Source organism: Profundicola chukchiensis (assembly GCF_029664245.1).
Taxonomy (GTDB): Bacteria; Bacteroidota; Bacteroidia; order Flavobacteriales; family Weeksellaceae; genus Profundicola; species Profundicola chukchiensis.
Genome location: NZ_JANAIE010000002.1, coordinates 366,335 through 385,366, shown reverse-complemented (window position 1 = coordinate 385,366; position 19,032 = coordinate 366,335). Strand labels below are relative to the sequence as shown.

Below are 19,032 nucleotides of genomic sequence, written 5' to 3'. Positions count from 1 at the left end.
GGTCGATTAAACCAAAATATATAGATTTCAAATTTATACAATGAAAAAACACATAACATATATAAGCCTCTTATTTGGATCGATTGCTTTTGCTCAAATTCAGCAAGGCGAAACAACTGTAAATCGAGATGAGGATTTTGAGCAACAATCAGTTACGGTTCAAAGAAATTATGAGCCTAAAGTAGAAGCTGCTGAAAAAATTAAACAAACCCCACAAATTGATAGTGTGGCAACCGATAAAATGTATGTAGAATATGCATTAAAAGACGTTGAAGCTGAATCAGACTTTGAGACTTCCACTATTGGCGCTGAAGAGTTGCCGGTAAATGACCAAAATCCATATAATAATTACATTAGATTGGGATACGGTAACCGAGCAAGTTTAATCTTGGATGGCTATGCCGAATATGAGTTAGATGATGATAAAAGTGTGGGAGCATCTTTAGAATATCTATCAACTAATGGTAGTATTCCCGATGTTGAGCTAGATACCCAAAACTCTAAAATGGCGGCTGAAGGGTTCTTTAAAATGAATTTTGAGAATGCACAGGCTGATGTTCGCTTGGGTGGAGGAATGCATAAATTAAATTACTATGGAACTTCATTGACACAGCAAGAAATTGAAAATGCAGGCTTAGATGACGTTTCTCAACGATATACAAATGTATATACTAGCGCAAAATATGATGCATTCAATCATGCATTTTTAGATAAAGTAAGCTTAAAAGCTGGTTTCTTTGGAGATAAATATGATGCCAATGAAACAAACTTTGATGTTTTAGCAAGCCTCGGAAGAGAGAACTTAACTGAACTTACCTACTTGGGCGATTTAGAATTAGGTGCATCAGCTGACGTTAATTTAAACTTTGCGAATACAAAGTTCGAGCAAATTGCTGATAATAAATTCACTCAAATGACTTTGGGAATTGCTCCAATGTTGCATTTTGGTGGTGATATTTTAAACTTAAAAGTAGGAGCTAACTTACAGTATAACTCAGAATATGAGGCAGATATTAGTGAGTTTCATGTGTTTCCAATGGCTGAAGTATTCGTTACAGCAGTTCCAGAGTTTGGTTTATATGGTGGTATTCTAGGTGGAGTTAAACAAAATAGATATCAGGCTATGTATAATAAAAACCCATATCTATTACCAAATCAAGACTTAAGATCTACTATCAATAAAATGGAAGTTTATGTTGGAGTAAGAGGTGATATTGGAGCTGATTTTAAATATGATGCGTCTGCTAAATATCAAGATTTAGAAAACATGCCATTTTTCTCTCGCTATTTGAGTTTTGGAGAGCCTTATAAACAAGGTAATTCCTTTTCTACTATATATGACGACGGTAAAAGAACCGCGATAGAAGCTAATGTGAATTATTTAGGAGTTGCTAATTTAAATTTAGGCGGTCAATTGATGTTTCAAGGGTATTCTTTAGATAATTTCGAAGAGGCTTGGGGAGAATCAGCTATTAAAGCAACTATCTCTGCTGACTATAAAATGTTAGATGATCGTTTGATTCTAGGTGGAGATCTTTTCTATGTTGACCAAGTGAAAGCTACAGAACATGGATCGATGACTTTCGCTCCTTCGGAATTGCCAGTTTATGAAATTAAACCACATATTGATTTAAACTTAAATGCAACGTATTTAATTTTAGATCGTTGGGCAGCGTTTATCGAAATCCAAAATGCTTTGAATAAGAATTATGACAGGTTTCTTGATTACCCTGTACAAGGCGTAACGGCCATGGGTGGTGTGATGTTTAAATTCTAAGAATAATTATAAAAATTAAAAATCCCTTTGTAATTCAATTGCAAAGGGATTTTTCTTTATCTATACCTTACTGTTGAATAAATGGTTGATGAGAGTTTTCTTGTATAGATTTATAAAAAGCTAAGTCTGTAGGGTTTTTAATATTTTCTTTAACATCAAAATTTAACAAGTCAATTTCTGCATCAATAGTTTTACGCTGCTCTTCAGTCGCATAAGGCAGAGATTTCAATTTCAATAGCATAATTAGAAGTTTCTGAACACAACTCATATCGTGTTTGCAGTAGGTTCTATAACTCACCATAATTTGATATAAAAGCTCCTTTAATGTCACGCTTCTTAATTGAACCCAAACTTGCTCTTTATCATCTTTTAAATAACGAAACCCTTCATTCATAGTCATTTTAAAGGCAAAAAGTTCAGTTAAATATTCAATCGTGGTGATTGCCGTTGCAGGATCGTTCACACCAGGCGACATAGCTCTAACACCAATTTCAGTAATTTGCTTAAATCCATAAAGATAATTCTGGTCAATATCTTCACCTTTTCTGTTAATAATCAAACAATTGAGAAGCATTTCTACTTGTTCATCATTAAGTTCCTTACTTATTCTTACTAGATTTTCACCCTCCATTATAAACGCTCCTTCAATTCTATCAATTGAAATTTCAACTTTATTTTCTTGGGCAAATTCTAATAAGTCTTGATCTAATATTCCCTGTAGATACCCTGAATCATTAGCTTGAATCCAAGTCCAACTTTCTGTGACATTCAATTCATCATTATAATTCCCTTCGTCTTCTTTTATGTAGGCCATGCGATCCTTTACTTGTCCAAATATTTTAGAAATAATATTCTGAACCTGAATAGAACTTGAAATTGAATCAATAAAATAAATAAAAGCAAATAAGCAGAAAGTGGTAATTGCGATGCCTAAAAGCACAGAAAATCCAGGAAGTTGATATTTATCTGTGGTAGGACGTAGGCCAACTAAAACAATGGTATTGTATAGAATAGATCCTAGAAAAAGTCCAATTATATATTGATGTCGTTTTACAGAAATTAATCCTGGTAAAACTCTAGGAGAGAAATTTGTTCCGGCTTGGTTCAGCAAAAGCATTACCATGGAAAAACTAAACACTAAAATAGATAATACCCCGGCAGAAAAAGTACTTAATAGGGTAGAAGCAGTGTCGTAATTGTTTATAACTAAATAGGGAAGTCTTTCAATTAAAAACGATGAAATCCCAAAGTCTTCCATAAAGTACATGATAACCGCAAGTACAGAACCAAAGAATCCACCTACCGCTGGAATGAAAACGATATTGCTACCAATTTCTTTTAATAGATTTTTTAATTTTAAAAATGCAGTTTTATACATATAACTTGTTTTAGTTTTGGCTAGAAAGTTTCAATTTAATGATAAAATTAAAGTTAGGCATTCCATTCGTTATAAAACTGCTCTAGATATACTTCCATAAAACGATGACGCTCGTCGGCCATTTCCTTTCCTGTTTTTGTGTTCATTAAATCTTTAAGTTTTAATAATTTATCATAGAAATGCTGAATTGTAGGCGCTTTCGAGTTTTTATAATCTTCTACGCTTTTGAAGTTTTCGGGTTTAAAATTAGGATCATATAATAACCTCTCTTTTCTACCACCATATGCAAAGGTTCTAGCAATGCCAATAGCTCCAATAGCATCTAGTCTATCGGCATCTTGTACAATCTGAATTTCTATTTTTTTTGGCTTTTGATTGAGTCCACCTTTAAAACCAATGAGCTGTATGTCATCTATAACTTTTTTTATATATTCCTTATCTTGAATGATGGGAGAAAGTATTTGATCAACAATTTCTGCAGTTTTGTCTACGCCATTATGTAATTTATAATCACCAACATCGTGCAAATAAGCTAGTAGAATTGCATGGAAATGATCACAACTTTCATGTGAAATTATCTTTTTTGTATTGTTTACAACTCGTTCAATATGAAAGTAATCGTGTCCTGTTCCTTCGTTTTTTAATAAATTAAAAACACTTGCTTTTATTTTGTTTAATATTTCTTTTTGATTCATAATAAATGCTCTATATTTGCACACGAAAAATTTATAACATTAATCGAGGACAGAGATCCTCAAAATTAAAGAAAAATTATGGCTGTAAAAATTAGATTACAGAGACACGGTAGAAAAGGTAGACCATTTTACCACATTGTTGTAGCTGACTCAAGAGTAAAAAGAGATGGTAAGTTTATCGATAAATTAGGTACTTACAATCCAATTACAAATCCTGCTATCATTGATTTAGACATCGATAAAGCAGTTGAATGGTTAAATAAAGGAGCTCAACCTACCAATACAGCTCGTAACATCTTGTCTTATAAAGGTGCGATGTTAAAAAGACACCTAATGGGTGGTGTAGCTAAAGGTGCTTTTGACGAAGCAGAAGCTGAAAAGCGTTTCAATGCTTGGTTAGAAAGCAAAGAAAGCAAAATCGAAGCTAAGAAAGAAGGCTTAACTAAAAAGCAACAAGAAGAAAAAGCTGCTCAATTAGAGGCTGAAAGAAAAGTTGCTGAAGCTAGAAAAGCTGCTGAAGCTGCTGAGGAAGAAGTTGCTGCAGAAGCAGAAGCTGCTACAGAAGCTGAAGAAGGTGCACAATCTATCGACGACGTAGCTCAAGAAGCTTCAGAAGAAGGTAAAGAAGATTAATAAATGCAACTAGAAGATTGTTACTTTCTTGGAACAATCACCAAAGCTCATGGCTATAAAGGTGAACTAAATGTACACTTAGATACAGACGAGCCTAATGCATACAAAAACTTGGAATCAATATTCATTGAAAAGAATGGATTATTGGTTCCATTTTTTTTGAAAAAAGCTAAACTTCACAAAGGGAATCACCTTCGAATTATTATTGAAGATTTCGAAGATCCAGAAACCCTAATTGGTAGAAGTATTTATCTACCTCTCGAAACATTGCCACCTTTAGACGAGGATCAATTCTATTATCACGAGGTCAAAAACTACTCAATGCTAACAGAAGAAGGCGTTGTTGTTGGAGAAATCGTCAATGTAAGAGATACTACAGCACAAGATTTATTTGAAGTTAATTCACCTGATGGAAAGGAAATCCTAATTCCTGTTATTGATGAATTTATAGTTTCAGTAGATCACAATAAAAATACCATCACAGTAAGCCTACCGGATGGTTTATTAGATATTTTCTAAACGAAGCTAATTTTAAGCTTCTCTCCATTTTATATTACAACCTATACTCGGTTTCTGAGCTTCAGAAATCGGATTCCCTGATACTAGTGCTTCCAATGCAGCTCTAAGGTCATCACCGGTTGCTTCACCTTTGCCTGGTCTAGAATCATCGAATTGGCCTCTATAAACTAATTTAAGATCTTTATCGAACAAAAAGATATCTGGCGTGCAGGCAGCATCATAAGCTTTAGCTACTTCTTGAGTCTCATCATATAGATAAGGCATATTAAGGTTGTATTTATCTACAAACTCACCCATTTTTTCAAATGAGTCTTCAGGTTTAATTTTTGGATCATTTGAGTTGATCATAAATGAACTAATTCCTTTTTCATGAAATTCGCCTACGACTTCATTTAATTTAGGCATTACATGCAAGACAAAAGGACAGTGGTTACATCCAAAAATTATAAGTAAACCCTTGTCGGAATTTACATCTGACAAACTAAAGGATCTATTTTCTTTAGCATCCATTAAATCGAAGTTCGGTGCTTTTGTGCCAAGTGGCAACATGTTAGAATAAGTATCAGCCATGGTAATTGATTTTTAGGTATTACAGCAATAAGTAATCCAATTATCAATGCTGTCCTTATTTCAGTTTCTTTAGATTAACTGTGTGGTATAAATATTATTTGTAATTTTCTGAATAAAATCTTTAATTAAACAATGCCTTTTGAATCATTCAAAAGGCATTGTTGCTAATTTAATTTTAGGATTTTACAATTCTCCAATTCTTTCTAAGGCATGACAGAAGCTACCCGGGCTGTTAATTTTTTCTTTCCAGCCATATGCGGAGTATCTGTACATTCTATTGTTGGTATGATCTATTACTAGTCCTGTTCCAGCTTCTTCCGTGTCGTAATTCAATGCAGCAAGACGTTCCCAAGAGCCTGTGGTTAGGTCTACGAATTGTCTTCCGTTAAATCCAGCGCCTCCAATAGGCAGTGTCATACTCACTTGTCTAGGGGTGTCCGTTGTGCCTTGTATTCGTGCTAAGGCAGGATTTGACCAGTTATCATTAATGCTATATCTGATAGAAATGCCATCAAGCTCGATGATTGATGATGTTTGTGGGCTTGTACCCTGGTCTGAATTAATACACACGCTTGCGATTCCGTAGCTAGAAGGAGCAACGCCTAATACTCCTTGGTCATTGGCAACTACCATCCCAGTGGATTTAAAAGTATTGGTTCCTTCGGTACCATCTGGTAGTGTATTAATGCTTTCCCCTTTCTTAGGTAAGCTACGAACTCTCAGTTTACCGTTTACGTCAAGCATCTCTGTTGGAGTTTCAGTGTCTACTCCTACTTGTGCGTTTACACTTCCTAGTGTTAACCCTACTAAAAACAAAAGTGCAATTTTTTTTCTCATAGTAATTAAATTTAAAAATTAGGTTTTATTAGTTTTTCTTTAAATTAAAATTTATATAAGTAAAATTTACATTTTCTTATTTTAGGATTTCAAAGCACTTCAATAAAACTCTGTTTGTTTATTGAATGGAGATAAACCTTTGTTTTATCTATTTCAAAATTACTGAAATACAGTTATTTAAGTAATGATATTTGTTAGTTATAGGACTTTGGGTTGAATGATAGTTATCATAGTTGGGTAGTATGAAGGCTATATAGCTATATATATATCAGAGTTAAACTAAGCGTTCTGCTTTTGCGAGATTCTGTAATCCTTGTATTGATGGTGTAAATAGGTAGGTTATGGTTCAAGGTAAACTGAACTGGAAAAGTTTACAATAGTAAATTTTTATTTTATGCTGTATAGATTGAAAGGAGATAATAAAAAAGCGCACAATTATCTAAGTAATTGTGCGCTTTTGTCGTTGTTTAAGTTGTTAAACGCTTAACATCAATTTTAGTTTAATTTCTAAGGAAAATATAAAGCTTTTGCAGTGCTGCTTCAGTCATTTTTAATGTGAAATCTTTTCTCTCTAAATGCGGAAAATTAAACTCAAAAACACGCTCTTTCTCTTTACTGCTGATAGCAACAAAGGCAACTCCAGGTTCTATCCCAAATTGGTCATTAGACGGTCCTGCAACACCTGTTGAACTAATCCCAATATCACATTTTGTCGTTTCTCGAGCTCCTCTAGCCATTTCTAAGGCAACATCGGCATTGGCAACGCCTTTATCCTTCATAAGCTCTGGAGAGACATTCAGAAGGCGTTCCTTCAGTTCGGGAGAATAGGCAATAAATCCACCTTTAAAATATTGCGAACTACCACTAATGCTTGTTAGAGCAGCTGCAATTTTACCGGATGTAAAGCTCTCTGCAGTTGAAATCGTCTTATTATTTTGCAATAAAAGTTCACCTACTTTTCTTTCTACCGTTAAAGCATCTTGGCTTAAAAAGTTTTCCTCTGGAATTGCAGAAATTAAGAGTTCAGCGTATTCAGATAATTGTTCTTGTAATTTATTTTGAACATCGCCTTTACCAGTCAATCTAAGTTTAATCTTATTTCCTCTCGGTAAATAAGCCAGCGTAATATTTTCTGGAAGCTGTTGTTCGAAATTACGAAGGACTTCAGCTAATTCACTTTCTGGAATGTTCAAGGTTTGAACAAACTCATGCTCAATAAAAGTTGGCTCATATTTTTTCAGTAGACGAGGGAGAATCTCATTTTTCATTAGATATTTCATCTCAAAGGGAACTCCCGGAAGACTTATTAGCAATTTTCGGCCATATTCAGCCCATAAGCCTGGCGCGGTCCCTACCTTATTTCTAATAGGAATAGTGCCAACGGGAACCAATGCTTGATTCTTGTTGAGGGCGTTCATGGGGCGTTTTAGCGTATTCTTAAAATACTCTTCCGTCCATCGCAATGCCTGAGAATGCATTTCTAATGGCTGGTTTAATATTTCAGACAAAACATATTTGGTTCTGTCATCTCGTGTGGGCCCCAATCCACCTGTAGTTAAGATGATATCCGCTTTAGAGCTGTGGATTTCATCTTTTATATCTTCTCTTTTATCTTGTATCGCCGAAATCTGAATTAAATCAATACTAATGTTACTAAATTCCTTTGCTAAAAAGTGGGAATTCGTATCCATCGTATGACCATATAAAATCTCATCACCGATGATAATTACATGAGCTGTTGTGTTTTTCTTCATACTTCTAATTTACGTCTATCTTATGAGATTTAAAAACAAAAAGTTTCTATACAATCAAATAAAAATCAAATTGTAAATTAGATAAGTCTAAGAATTAGATAATTCTATACCACTAAGATTATCTAATACAAGAATAAAAGGGTGCTATGCAATAACTAAGTAACTTGTGATTACTCAATATGTTTTGCTGCTTTGTAGCTAGATCTTACTAAAGGAGAACTTTCAACATGTCTGAACCCAAGCCCTTTTGCAAATACTTCAAATTCTTTAAACTCTTCTGGTGTAATGAATTTTTTAACTGGTAAATGCTTTTTACTTGGTTGTAAATATTGTCCAATCGTAATGATATCTACGCCAGCATTTCTAATGTCTTGAATAGTTTCAAAAACCTCTTCGTTTTCTTCCCCTAAACCAAGCATTAAGCCTGTTTTGGTTCTGCGCTGACCTTGGTCTTTAAGGTATTTTAAAACATCTAAACTGCGTTCGTATTTCGCTTGAATTCTTACTTCTCTTGTCAATCGTTTAACGGTTTCCATATTATGAGAAATAACCTCTGGTGAAACTTCCAATAGACGGTCGATATGCTGATGAATCCCCTGGAAATCTGGGATTAAAGTTTCCATGGTTGTGCCAGGACTTATTCTACGTACTGCATTCACTGTTTCTGCCCAAATAAACGATCCCATGTCTTTAATGTCGTCTCTATCTACAGAAGTTAATACAGCATGTTTAATCTGCATTAATTTAATAGAATTGGCAACTTTTTCTGGTTCCGTATAATCCACCGCTAGCGGTCGACCTGTTTTAACACCACAAAAACCGCAAGAGCGTGTACAGATATTACCCAATATCATAAAGGTAGCTGTACCATCTCCCCAACATTCACCCATGTTTGGACAAGAACCACTTTGGCAAATGGTGTTTAGTTCGTATTTATCTACTAAACCTCTTAACTCACGATACTTCTTACCAGTAGGTAGCTTTACGCGTAACCATTTTGGTTTTGCAAGTGGAGTATTAGTTTCTTTTGGAGCTGTTTCAATGCTTGTTGACATAGTAAAATAATCAGCTTCAAAGTTAAGAAATCTTGAAGACAAGCTATAATTTAAGATAATAGATCCTCAATTAATTTATTTAATTCAATGTCAAGCAATTGTACTTGCTTTTTGGTAATGCCTACAGAAATTTGTTGAACACGAATGGGGTGATTTTCGGTTTTAATGCCTTTTAAAAGTGGAAAACAAGAAGTTTTTGTTTTATAAACCTCATAATCGAATCTAGACGCAATTTTGGGATGAGGTAGAAGAAGTACCCACCAATCGAGATTGTTTATGTAGTATAGATTCTTCATTAAATGGAAGATAAAATAAAAACCCTTAATAATCTAATTATTAAGGGTTTTGTAGAGGTTCCGAGCGGATTCGAACCGCTGTACGAGGTTTTGCAGACCTATGCCTAGCCGCTCGGCCACGGAACCGTTTGTGAGCTTAAGGATGGCAAATTTAATCAATAAGTTTTGAAGTTACAAGTAAGAATTTAAAAATTACTATTTTCCTTTGCCTTGTTTGAATAAAAACTCTTTTTCAGAGGCAGTTAGACTACTATATCCAGACCTTGAAATCTTTTCTAAGATTCGATTAGTCTTATCTTCATTCTTCTTTTTCCAATCCGCGTAGTCGTAATCATCTCTAGGCGGTTTGTCATCTGTTTTAAAGGTAGATTTACTTGGTCTCTTCTTAAATAGATTACTCAATTTATCTTGAAAATCAGAGAGTAAAGTATTACCGCGTTCAAATTTCTTCATGTAGAAGTACCCGAATAAAGCCCCACCAACATGAGAAATGTTTCCACCTAAATTTTCAGCGCTCATGATAAAGCCTAATGCAATAAACCCGATAGCAACGTGTAGCAATTTAATGGGTTGAGAAAAGAAAAATAATCTAACTTTTAAATCAGGCTGATAGGCAACCATGGCAAATAAAACAGAATAAATTGCCGCAGAAGCACCTATTAGCATGGTTTTATTTATGGTTGCAGTCAAGTTTAGAGATTCTAGCAGGAGATAAAATAGCATAAATAAAATTCCTCCACATATTCCTCCAATAAAATAAAATCTCGCGAAAGCTTTGTCGCCAAAATAGCGATAAAAGAACTCGCCCATGATGTACAACATGATCATGTTGAATAGTAAATGAAAGAATCCATTATGTAAAAACATATAGGTAACAATCGACCAAGGCTTCTTTAGTAATGATTCAAAATTATCATTTAGACTTAAGTGCTCTACAATATTGATGGGACTAATCGACCCCAAAAGGGCAACCACAATGTAGATGATTACATTGATATAAATTAGTTTCATGGCCAAATGACCATTAGCGTATCTCCTTTTTAAATCTTCTAAGATTTGTTGCATTATTAATTTAAACTTGTTTTTTTCCAGTATCTAATCATTATAAATCCTAGCAAAGCACCACCCAAATGTGCATAATGTGCCACATTGTCGCCTGGATGTGCCTGAACCGCTAAGTAAAGTTCAATAATGATGTAAATAGGAATAAAATATTTGGCTTTTAATGGAATCGGAGGGAAGATGAGCATTAAAATAGCATTTGGGAACATCATTCCAAAGGCAACTAAAACGCCGAAAATCGCTCCAGATGCTCCAACCATTGGGATTGAATAGCCTAAAAATAATTCTTGATTGGCATCTGTTGGTACCGTATTATTAGCTTGAAGCCAAGTATTAAAGTTATTATTTATCTGATCTGATGTACTTCCTCCTAAGACTTCTAACTTGGCAAATTGATTCACTGAATCAATTAAGCCTTGATTGGTTACGGCAGCTTTAAACTCGTTAATAGAAAAGTAATTGGTAAGGTTAAATAAGGCAAATGCACCCAATCCTGCTACAAAGTAGAGAATAACATATCTTTTCTCACCTAAGGCTTTCTCTACAGCGCTACCAAACATCCATAAGGCAAACATATTAAAGAAAAAGTGCATCGTGTCACCATGCATAAACATGTGACTAATAATCTGATAACTTTTAAAGTTAACTGACTCTGGATAAAATGCACCGAAAAATACATCTAAATTATAACCTGTTTCACCAAATACAAATTTGGCTAAAAAGAATAATGCATTTATAATCAGCAAGTTCTTTGTAATGGTTGGTATATTTTGAAACATAGGATTTTAGTTATTAAAGACCTGTAAATTAGTCTAATTGCTTTTTGATATCCTGCAAAGTAAAGGATTTATAAATTACTTTTCCAAAGGGAGAATAATTAAACTGCTCTAAAGCAAATAGTTGTTGCACTAGATCTTGTTGTTTTTCACGTGATATTGGAGTTCCTTTTCTAATAGCTGCCGCCTTAGCCATGAATTTAGCCAAGATAGAACTGTATTCAACTTCTTCTATATCTAAATCAGCGGATAGAAAATCTGTGAACAATGGAGTAATCATTTCAGATTGTAAATCCCCTGGAATGGCTTTAATTCTTAAATATTCTTCTTCAATTTCTAAGTCAAAACCAAAGGAAATCCAATATTGCTCTGCGTCTTTTACTTTTAAGGATTCATTTTTCGATAAATCCATTTCAATTGGAAAAAGCAGTTGTTGACTCAAAATATTACCCTTGCTTTTCTTTATAAATGATTGATATAGAATGCTCTGATGCGCTCTATGTTGGTCAATGATAATAAGCTCTCCGGCATATTCAGTAATAATGTAGGCATTTTGCCATTGCATTAACTGGTTCGATTTAGTTTCTTCTTTCTCTAGAAAAAATGCCTGAGTTGGTTCGGGCTCCTTTTCTAATTCATAATAATTATAAGACCCGCCTGGCTTCGGAGAAGGAGTGGAGGGTATATAAGTAGTTTTTGGCTGTGTTTGAAAAGGATTATAGTTTCTGTCTACACTGATCTGTGGAGCTTTAATTTCTTTTTGCTTATTCACTACAGGTAAATCCCAATCAGGTTGATCGAAATTAATCGTTGGAGTTACCTGAAACTGACCCAAAGCATGTTTAGTAGCCGCTCTAAGTTGTGCATAAATGGCTGCTTCTTCAACAAATTTAATTTCTGTTTTACTAGGGTGGATATTAATATCAATATTTTCTGGATCGATTTCCATGAAAATAAAATAAGTAGGATGTTCGCCTGGAGCAATTAAATTTTCAAAAGCATTTTGAATTGCTTTGTGCATATAGCCACTTCTGATAAATCTATGATTAACAAAGAAAAACTGTTCGCCACGGGATTTCTTAGCAGTGGTTGGTTTTCCGATGAATCCTGATATTTTAACGATATCGGTGGCTTCTGAAATCGGAATTAATTGACCTTCGAGTTTTTTGCCAAAGACATGTAAAATCCTTTGTGCTAAATGAGTTCCATTAAGTCTAAAAACCTCATTGTCATTATGAATTAAGCTAAAGTCAATATTTTCATGCGATAGAGCAACACGATGAAACTCGTCCATAATATGACGAAACTCTACTTGATTTGATTTTAAGAAGTTTCGTCTCGCTGGAACATTAAAAAATAGATTATTAACACTAATCATCGTTCCAGTTGGCGTAACTGTGGCTTCTTGTGCCTTGACTTCTCCGCCATGAATCCTCAATAAATGACCAACTTCCTCATCTTCTTGTTTAGTTTTAAGTTCAACTTGGGCAACTGCCGCAATCGAAGCTAGTGCCTCTCCACGAAATCCTTTGGTTTGGATGTGGAAAATATCATCTGTAGTAGATATTTTTGAAGTTGCGTGGCGCTCAAAGGCCATACGCGCATCTGTTACAGACATTCCGCTACCGTTATCTATCACTTGAATAGATTGTCGGCCGGCCTCTTTTATGATTAATTGAATTGAAGTTGCCTTGGCGTCAATGGCATTCTCTAATAATTCTTTTACCACAGACGCAGGTCGTTGTACTACCTCACCTGCAGCAATTTGATTTGCAACATGGTCAGGCAATAATCGAATCACATCACTCATTCGCTAAAAATATTGGTAAAGTTGGGGTTGGTAATAATCCACATGATAGCTAGCAAAAGCATGAGTGCTACCAAAATTATCATGGTATTAAACTGAGGCGAAGATTTACTTCTTTTGGGACGAACTCTATAACTAGAAAAGTCAATGCGCTTTTCGTTATCTAATTCTTGATCTCCCTTCATTTTCTTTTTTCTAACATAATTCTGCGCGAATTTACCATCGCCAATACGATTGTAAATCAAGTCGTTATTTTCCTTGTCATAATAACGAGGAATATAATTGAACTTGCGCGTTGTATGTCCCTTAAAAAGTTTGCTCATATCCCTACAAAGATATGAATTTTAGATGAGTTCACTTGAACTAAGCTTGGGCTTGAATTTTATTTATAAATTAAAGGAATCGTTAAGTTTTGATTTAATCTTATGATTTTGAATAAATAGGACTTGAATTTGCAGGGATATTATACATTAAAAGTAATTAAGAACTTAGTTTAACCTTAGATGATGAAATTTAATTTTAGTACCAAAAAGCCTTTAGGTATAGAAGATCTTAAAGAAAAATACGCTCAAGCTCCTTCTCAGTTTTTAAAATTGAATAACCTAGAGGTTCATTATCGTGATGAAGGTATAGCTGATGATAGGACACCATTGGTATTGCTGCATGGTTTTGGAGCTCATCTTTATACTTTTAATTCTTGGGTAGATAGATTGAGTAGTGAGTTTAGGATTATACGTTTAGATTTACCGGGATTTGGTTTGACGGGTGCATTTCCAGATGCTGATTATAGCACAAATCGATATACCAGTTTTCTGAAGCAGTTTTTGACTGAACTTGGAGTCGAAAAGTGCATTATTGGTGGCAACTCAATGGGTGGAAATATTGCATGGAATTTTGCTTTAGATTATCCAAATATGGTAGAAAAACTTATTTTAATCAATGCAGCTGGATGTAGAATTACAAATAAGAAACTTCTCATGTTGACACATTTAGCTAGAATTCCCAAGATTGATTACATGATTAGAAATTATGCGCCGAGTTCGGTTTTTAAACGAACGGTGCAAGAAGTTTATGCCAATCGAGATAGAATTCATTCTAAAACAGTTGATAGATACATAGATTTAATTAAGCGCGAGGGAAATATGAAGGCTATGGTAGATATTAGTAAAACTTTAGAATTCGTTAAAGACAAAGTTGACCCAAGAATAGATAAGATTTCTAACATTAAGCAGCCTATTTTAATCCTTTGGGGACAGCGAGATAATGTACTTCCCGTAGAGGATGCAAAACAGTTTTATGAGAATACACCAAATAGTAAGTTGGTGATTTTTGATGAAGCAGGTCACGTTCCTATGGAGGAAATTCCTAAAACGAGTGTTGAGCCTCTGAAGGAGTTTTTATCAGAGTAAAGGCTTGAAATTCAACATAAAAAAACTGCTACAATTTTAAATTGTAGCAGTTGTCTATATTTAGTTTGATTGAATTTATTTCAATTTACTCAACTGATCCTCAATCATTGCAATTTTCTCCAATGCATCACTTTCTTTTTTGCGTTCAGCATTAACAACTGCTTCTGGAGCACCATTAACAAACTTTTCGTTACCTAGTTTTTTGCGAACTGAATTTAAGAAACCTTCTAAATATTTTTTCTCATCCGTTAATTTCTCGATTTCTGCTTCGGTATCAATAAATCCTTCTAATGGGATAGAAAACTCTTGGGTGCCCACTCTGAAAGACTGCGCATTTTCTGGAACTTCGGTTGAGATGTTTAAATTAACATTTCCTAGCTTTTCTATAATTTCTGAAAAGAAAGTTTCGTCACTATCTGTAAATAATTCTAAAACTTCTTTGTTAGGAATGTTTTTCTCATTTCTGATATTTCTAATTCCTGAAACCACATCGGTAGAAACGTTGAACTTCTCTAAAATAGCTGAATCAACTTCTTTAGTTTTTGGATAATCAGCAACAATTAAAGCATCTTCTGCATTTCTGTCTTCCATTAATTGCCAGATTTCTTCTGTAATGAAAGGCATATAAGGATGTAATAACTTAATCAGATTTTCTAAAAACTCTGTAGCTTGTTTTTGTGTAGCTGCTGGGATAGGCTGTTGGTAAGCAGGTTTAATTGCTTCTAAATAAGTTGAACAGTAATCATCCCAAATTAATTTATATAAGCTCATTAAGGCATCAGAAATACGGAATTTCTGTAAGTTGGCGTCCATATCTGCAATGGTTTCATTCATTTTAGATTCAAACCACTGATTTGCTGTAGCTGCAGCTTTTTCTTGCTCAAGATCTGCTGTTTCCCATCCTTGTGTCAAACGGAAAGCATTCCAGATTTTATTGGCGAAGTTTCGACCTTGTAAACATAAATCTTCATCAAATAATAAATCGTTTCCAGCAGAAGAACTCAACATCAAACCAACACGAACACCATCTGCACCGTATTTGTTCATTAACTCAATAGGGTCTGGTGAGTTTCCTAGAGATTTAGACATTTTTCTTCTTTGTTTATCTCTCACAATTCCTGTGAAGTAAACATTAGAGAATGGTTTTTCGTCTCTTAGCTCGTATCCGGCCATTACCATTCTAGCTACCCAAAAGAAAATAATATCTGGTCCTGTAACCAAGTCTTGCGTAGGGTAGTAGTAGTTAATTTCTTTATTATCTGGCTCTAATACTCCATTGAATACAGAGATAGGCCATAACCAAGAAGAGAACCAAGTATCTAAAACATCATCTTCTTGACGTAAATCTTCTAATTTTAAATCTTTTCCAGATTTTTCCTGAGCTAACTTTAAAGCTTCTTCTGGGGTGGTTGCAACAACAAAATCTTCCATTCCTTCACCGTAGAAATAAGCAGGGATTCTATGTCCCCAATATAACTGACGAGAAATGTTCCAGTCGAAAGTGTTTTCCAACCAGTGATTCCAAGTGTTTTTATATTTTTCTGGATATAAGTTGATTTCTTTATCAGCAATAGCTTTTAAAGCTGGCTTGGTAATCTCATCCATTTTTAAGAACCACTGAACTGATAATTTAGGTTCAATAACTTCACCCGTTCTTTCAGAAGTTCCAACTTTATTTTTATAATCTTCAACCTTCGCTAGGAATCCTTTTTCTTCTAATTCTTTAGAAAACTCTTTACGAACGACAAATCTGTTTTTTCCTTGATAGTGAAGTCCATGCTCATTTAGATTAGCATCATCATCAAGTACATCAATGATTTCTAATTCATGTCTTTTCCCTATTTCGTAGTCATTTACGTCGTGAGCAGGTGTAATTTTTAAGGCACCCGTTCCGAATTCCATATCTACATAATCATCTTGAATGATAGGAATTGATCTGCCAACGATAGGAACAATCACATTTTTACCGTGATATTTAGTGAAACGCTCATCATTGGGATTAACACAAATTGCAGTATCACCTAAGATAGTCTCAGGACGCGTAGTGGCAATGGTAATAAATTCGCCATCTTCACCTTCTATAGGGTAGTTAACGTAGTATAATTTACCTGCTTGCTCTATGTGATTTACCTCCTCGTCCGAGATATTGGTTTTAGCTTGAGGATCCCAGTTAATCATTCTAAAGCCTCGGTAAATTTGACCTTTGTTGTATAAATCAACAAAAACCTTAATAACAGATGCAGATAAATCTTCGTCTAAAGTAAATTTAGTTCTGTCCCAGTCACAAGAAGCACCTAGCTTCTTAAGTTGTTCTAAAATCACTCCACCATGCTCGTGTGTCCACTCCCAAGCATAGTCCATGAACTCTTCTCTTGTTAAGTCTGCTTTAGAAATACCTTTTTCTTTTAGTCTTTGTACAACTTTAGCCTCTGTGGCAATTGAAGCATGGTCGGTTCCAGGTACCCAACAAGCATTAAAGCCTGACATTCTAGCTTTTCTAATAAGAATATCCTGAATGGTATTATTTAACATGTGCCCCATGTGTAAAACACCTGTAACGTTTGGAGGTGGAATTACAATCGTATAAGATGGACGATCATCGGGCTCTGAGTGAAAGAAACCATTGTCCTGCCAGAAGTTATACCATTTTTCTTCGGTAATCTTAGGGTTGTACTTTGAAGGAATATTCATAGATTGGTATGTATTTTGAATAACTTTGTGATGAGTTGCAAAAGTAAGATAAGTTAGATTTAAAAAAAATTTCTTTAAATTTGAATTTCTTTAAAAGTAATTGAAAATAAGTATTATGAAAAAATTATTCTATTCCCTAGTATTCACTCTTGTTGCATTTGTTGGATTACAAGCACAAGAGATTGCATTTGAGCAAGAAGTTATTGACTATGGAGATATAACCAAAGGTGCAGATGGAGCGAGATCTTATACGTTTAAAAACTCTGGTGATAAGCCATTGGTAATTAGACTGGTGAAGCCATCTTGTGGTTGTACTGTTGCAGATTATCCAAAAGAGCCTATTGCTCCAGGAGAATCTGGAAAGATCAAAGTTGGATATGACACAAAACGTGTTGGACCTTTTAACAAAACCATCGAAGTTCATTCTAACGCACAAGAAAACGGACGTAAGATTGTAAGAATTAAAGGTAGAGTAGTAGAGCAGCTATAAGCTAAAACGGCTCTGCTAAATAAAAAGATTTAGAAAGCTTTTGACCGTCTCTTAACAAAGAGACGGTTATTTTTTTGCCTGGTTTTGAGGAGAAAAGTTTATTTACTTTCCCTAATTCTCCTTGCTTGATGTCGTCACCATTTATTGAAACCAATAAATCCCCTTTTTTTAAACCGCTATGATAGGCCGGAGAATTTGGTCTAATTGAAACTATTTCTAAAAATGGTAGTGGAATAAAGGGTTTCTCTAATTTAAGACCACTCATGTCATAATGAAATGCATTCTTGAAGTTAATATTTGGCCTTAAATATAGAAGTTGATTCTTGTAATCAAACACAACGTTAAATCGTTTTAAAATTTCACCTCCAATACTACCATTTCTGCTTTTATGTGAAATGGCATAAGCGATAGAAGCACTATCTGGAAAACTCGTGGTAGGACGATTAAATTTATATTCGCCTAATTCTATATAGTCTGTCTTGCTGCGATGACCTGTAATGGGGCCGTTGATTCCATAACCCAAAGTATCTTGATAATTTCGAGTAGGTAAAGGTATATGTGGTTCAGATTGTTCAAACCACCAAACTGCATCCCATCCACCCGTATCAACTAATAAATTAGCAGCCTCTGCATGATAGGATTTGTATCCCACTTTAGCCTGAATATAGGGTTTTCTCTCATGGAAAGTTAGTGGAAAAGAATCATGCTTTCTGATTTTATGTTTCTTTTTAGCGTAAAAGTAATCGTGTTTATAGAATTTTAGTTTTTTCGAGATATAATTTATCTCAACCACAAAATCTTTTAAAACATCATAGCCTACCACACCATGAACTGGCATTCCGAGAAATTTCTGTAGATTGATCGGAGAGTCAATGATAAGAATAAGGTTTGTATCCTCTTTCAGCGCTTTTCCAACCTTTAGATGATTGAACCTAGAATCATAAGCTTCAATAGTGTAACCATGCCCCAGCCCACCTATGGTAATGTTCTTTCCTTTTTTAATGGTGAGTTCGTCTAAACCAGCGGTTTCTAGGATGAGGGTAAATGGAGAGCCGCTATCTAGAATCATATTCATAGCAGTCGATTCATTGAGAACTACTGGGAAGATGATAAGGTTATTAATTTCTGTGAAAGTAACAGTAAAGCAATTTTTATCAGATTGAAAATCGCTTGTAATTTGGCTGTAGGAAAATATTCCTAGAATAGCGAAGGCATAAAAAAACTTCAATCCATTACCCATAATGTATTAAAGGTAAAAAATTGAAGTGATAAAAACGTGAAAG

General features: G+C 34.5%; 18 protein-coding genes and 1 tRNA gene. 5 read left to right on the top strand and 14 right to left on the bottom strand.

The annotated features are described in order from the left end of the window. The first annotated feature begins 40 nt into the window (after positions 1-40). On the top strand, positions 41-1,777 hold the full coding sequence (locus tag NLM59_RS04000; RefSeq protein WP_304416452.1) for a TonB-dependent receptor: 1,737 nt from the start codon (positions 41-43) through the stop codon (positions 1,775-1,777). 67 nt (positions 1,778-1,844) lie between these two features. On the opposite strand, the gene NLM59_RS03995 is transcribed toward NLM59_RS04000, so the two are convergent. Both NLM59_RS03995 and NLM59_RS03990 read right to left on the bottom strand, forming a co-directional pair. After that, a complete protein-coding gene (locus tag NLM59_RS03995) occupies positions 1,845-3,155 on the bottom strand; it encodes a DUF2254 domain-containing protein (RefSeq protein WP_304416451.1) in 1,311 nt (436 codons plus the stop codon). A 53-nt stretch (positions 3,156-3,208) separates the two neighbouring features. Next, positions 3,209-3,850 carry an HD domain-containing protein gene (locus NLM59_RS03990; protein ID WP_304416450.1) on the bottom strand — a complete coding sequence of 214 codons (642 nt, stop codon included), beginning with the start codon at positions 3,848-3,850 and terminating at the stop codon, positions 3,209-3,211. 78 nt (positions 3,851-3,928) lie between these two features. On the opposite strand from NLM59_RS03990, the gene NLM59_RS03985 reads away from it, so the two are divergent. Both NLM59_RS03985 and rimM read left to right on the top strand, forming a co-directional pair. Beyond that, positions 3,929-4,483 (top strand): 30S ribosomal protein S16, encoded by a 555-nt coding sequence (locus NLM59_RS03985; protein WP_304416449.1) that lies wholly within the window; start codon positions 3,929-3,931, stop codon positions 4,481-4,483. A 3-nt stretch (positions 4,484-4,486) separates the two neighbouring features. Then, entirely contained in the window at positions 4,487-5,002 is a 516-nt protein-coding gene (rimM, locus tag NLM59_RS03980) for a ribosome maturation factor RimM (RefSeq protein ID WP_304416448.1), read from the top strand. Positions 5,003-5,014: 12 nt separating this feature from the next. Here the strand turns inward: rimM and NLM59_RS03975 are convergent, their stop codons facing one another. The 10 genes from NLM59_RS03975 to NLM59_RS03930 all read right to left on the bottom strand — a co-directional run bounded on the left by NLM59_RS03975 (position 5,015) and on the right by NLM59_RS03930 (position 13,482). Further along, positions 5,015-5,572: a thioredoxin family protein gene (locus NLM59_RS03975; protein ID WP_304416447.1), complete on the bottom strand. Its 558-nt coding sequence runs from the start codon at positions 5,570-5,572 to the stop codon at positions 5,015-5,017. 183 nt (positions 5,573-5,755) lie between these two features. Then, the gene (locus NLM59_RS03970) at positions 5,756-6,409 is read right to left on the bottom strand and encodes a hypothetical protein (RefSeq protein ID WP_304416446.1); all 654 of its coding nucleotides are present in this window, start codon (positions 6,407-6,409) and stop codon (positions 5,756-5,758) included. A gap of 500 nt (positions 6,410-6,909) precedes the next feature. Next, positions 6,910-8,163: a CinA family nicotinamide mononucleotide deamidase-related protein gene (locus tag NLM59_RS03965; RefSeq protein ID WP_304416445.1), complete on the bottom strand. Its 1,254-nt coding sequence runs from the start codon at positions 8,161-8,163 to the stop codon at positions 6,910-6,912. Positions 8,164-8,333: 170 nt separating this feature from the next. Next, positions 8,334-9,218 carry a lipoyl synthase gene (gene lipA, locus NLM59_RS03960; RefSeq protein WP_304416444.1) on the bottom strand — a complete coding sequence of 295 codons (885 nt, stop codon included), beginning with the start codon at positions 9,216-9,218 and terminating at the stop codon, positions 8,334-8,336. Between the two features lie 50 nt (positions 9,219-9,268). Continuing rightward, positions 9,269-9,514 (bottom strand): hypothetical protein, encoded by a 246-nt coding sequence (locus NLM59_RS03955; RefSeq protein ID WP_304416443.1) that lies wholly within the window; start codon positions 9,512-9,514, stop codon positions 9,269-9,271. Positions 9,515-9,569: 55 nt separating this feature from the next. Continuing rightward, positions 9,570-9,640, bottom strand: a tRNA-Cys gene (locus NLM59_RS03950). A gap of 69 nt (positions 9,641-9,709) precedes the next feature. Continuing rightward, a complete protein-coding gene (locus tag NLM59_RS03945; RefSeq protein WP_304416442.1) occupies positions 9,710-10,579 on the bottom strand; it encodes a rhomboid family intramembrane serine protease in 870 nt (289 codons plus the stop codon). Between the two features lie 2 nt (positions 10,580-10,581). Then, positions 10,582-11,355 carry a rhomboid family intramembrane serine protease gene (locus NLM59_RS03940; RefSeq protein WP_304416441.1) on the bottom strand — a complete coding sequence of 258 codons (774 nt, stop codon included), beginning with the start codon at positions 11,353-11,355 and terminating at the stop codon, positions 10,582-10,584. Between the two features lie 28 nt (positions 11,356-11,383). Further along, positions 11,384-13,162 carry a DNA mismatch repair endonuclease MutL gene (mutL, locus tag NLM59_RS03935; RefSeq protein ID WP_304416440.1) on the bottom strand — a complete coding sequence of 593 codons (1,779 nt, stop codon included), beginning with the start codon at positions 13,160-13,162 and terminating at the stop codon, positions 11,384-11,386. After that, positions 13,159-13,482 carry a hypothetical protein gene (locus NLM59_RS03930; protein WP_304416439.1) on the bottom strand — a complete coding sequence of 108 codons (324 nt, stop codon included), beginning with the start codon at positions 13,480-13,482 and terminating at the stop codon, positions 13,159-13,161. Before NLM59_RS03930 ends, mutL begins: the two co-directional genes overlap by 4 nt. A gap of 180 nt (positions 13,483-13,662) precedes the next feature. Here NLM59_RS03930 and NLM59_RS03925 point away from each other — a divergent pair, with 180 nt between their 5' ends. After that, complete coding sequence (locus tag NLM59_RS03925) at positions 13,663-14,568, top strand: alpha/beta fold hydrolase (RefSeq protein ID WP_304416438.1); 906 nt, start codon at positions 13,663-13,665, stop codon at positions 14,566-14,568. A 75-nt stretch (positions 14,569-14,643) separates the two neighbouring features. Here the strand turns inward: NLM59_RS03925 and NLM59_RS03920 are convergent, their stop codons facing one another. Further along, positions 14,644-17,259 (bottom strand): valine--tRNA ligase, encoded by a 2,616-nt coding sequence (locus NLM59_RS03920; protein WP_304416437.1) that lies wholly within the window; start codon positions 17,257-17,259, stop codon positions 14,644-14,646. 115 nt (positions 17,260-17,374) lie between these two features. On the opposite strand from NLM59_RS03920, the gene NLM59_RS03915 reads away from it, so the two are divergent. Beyond that, entirely contained in the window at positions 17,375-17,749 is a 375-nt protein-coding gene (locus NLM59_RS03915; protein WP_304416436.1) for a DUF1573 domain-containing protein, read from the top strand. Between the two features lies 1 nt (position 17,750). Here NLM59_RS03915 and NLM59_RS03910 read toward each other — a convergent pair whose 3' ends face one another. Continuing rightward, complete coding sequence (locus NLM59_RS03910) at positions 17,751-18,989, bottom strand: PDZ domain-containing protein (RefSeq protein ID WP_304416435.1); 1,239 nt, start codon at positions 18,987-18,989, stop codon at positions 17,751-17,753. Positions 18,990-19,032: the final 43 nt, after the last annotated feature.

Coding starts and splice junctions, on each gene's coding strand:
- NLM59_RS04000 (WP_304416452.1), top strand. CDS start 41: ATGAAAAAACACATAACATATATAAGCCTCTTATTTGGATCGATTGCT.
- NLM59_RS03995 (WP_304416451.1), bottom strand. CDS start 3,155: ATGTATAAAACTGCATTTTTAAAATTAAAAAATCTATTAAAAGAAATT.
- NLM59_RS03990 (WP_304416450.1), bottom strand. CDS start 3,850: ATGAATCAAAAAGAAATATTAAACAAAATAAAAGCAAGTGTTTTTAAT.
- NLM59_RS03985 (WP_304416449.1), top strand. CDS start 3,929: ATGGCTGTAAAAATTAGATTACAGAGACACGGTAGAAAAGGTAGACCA.
- rimM (WP_304416448.1), top strand. CDS start 4,487: ATGCAACTAGAAGATTGTTACTTTCTTGGAACAATCACCAAAGCTCAT.
- NLM59_RS03975 (WP_304416447.1), bottom strand. CDS start 5,572: ATGGCTGATACTTATTCTAACATGTTGCCACTTGGCACAAAAGCACCG.
- NLM59_RS03970 (WP_304416446.1), bottom strand. CDS start 6,409: ATGAGAAAAAAAATTGCACTTTTGTTTTTAGTAGGGTTAACACTAGGA.
- NLM59_RS03965 (WP_304416445.1), bottom strand. CDS start 8,163: ATGAAGAAAAACACAACAGCTCATGTAATTATCATCGGTGATGAGATT.
- lipA (WP_304416444.1), bottom strand. CDS start 9,218: ATGTCAACAAGCATTGAAACAGCTCCAAAAGAAACTAATACTCCACTT.
- NLM59_RS03955 (WP_304416443.1), bottom strand. CDS start 9,514: ATGAAGAATCTATACTACATAAACAATCTCGATTGGTGGGTACTTCTT.
- NLM59_RS03945 (WP_304416442.1), bottom strand. CDS start 10,579: ATGCAACAAATCTTAGAAGATTTAAAAAGGAGATACGCTAATGGTCAT.
- NLM59_RS03940 (WP_304416441.1), bottom strand. CDS start 11,355: ATGTTTCAAAATATACCAACCATTACAAAGAACTTGCTGATTATAAAT.
- mutL (WP_304416440.1), bottom strand. CDS start 13,162: ATGAGTGATGTGATTCGATTATTGCCTGACCATGTTGCAAATCAAATT.
- NLM59_RS03930 (WP_304416439.1), bottom strand. CDS start 13,482: ATGAGCAAACTTTTTAAGGGACATACAACGCGCAAGTTCAATTATATT.
- NLM59_RS03925 (WP_304416438.1), top strand. CDS start 13,663: ATGATGAAATTTAATTTTAGTACCAAAAAGCCTTTAGGTATAGAAGAT.
- NLM59_RS03920 (WP_304416437.1), bottom strand. CDS start 17,259: ATGAATATTCCTTCAAAGTACAACCCTAAGATTACCGAAGAAAAATGG.
- NLM59_RS03915 (WP_304416436.1), top strand. CDS start 17,375: ATGAAAAAATTATTCTATTCCCTAGTATTCACTCTTGTTGCATTTGTT.
- NLM59_RS03910 (WP_304416435.1), bottom strand. CDS start 18,989: ATGGGTAATGGATTGAAGTTTTTTTATGCCTTCGCTATTCTAGGAATA.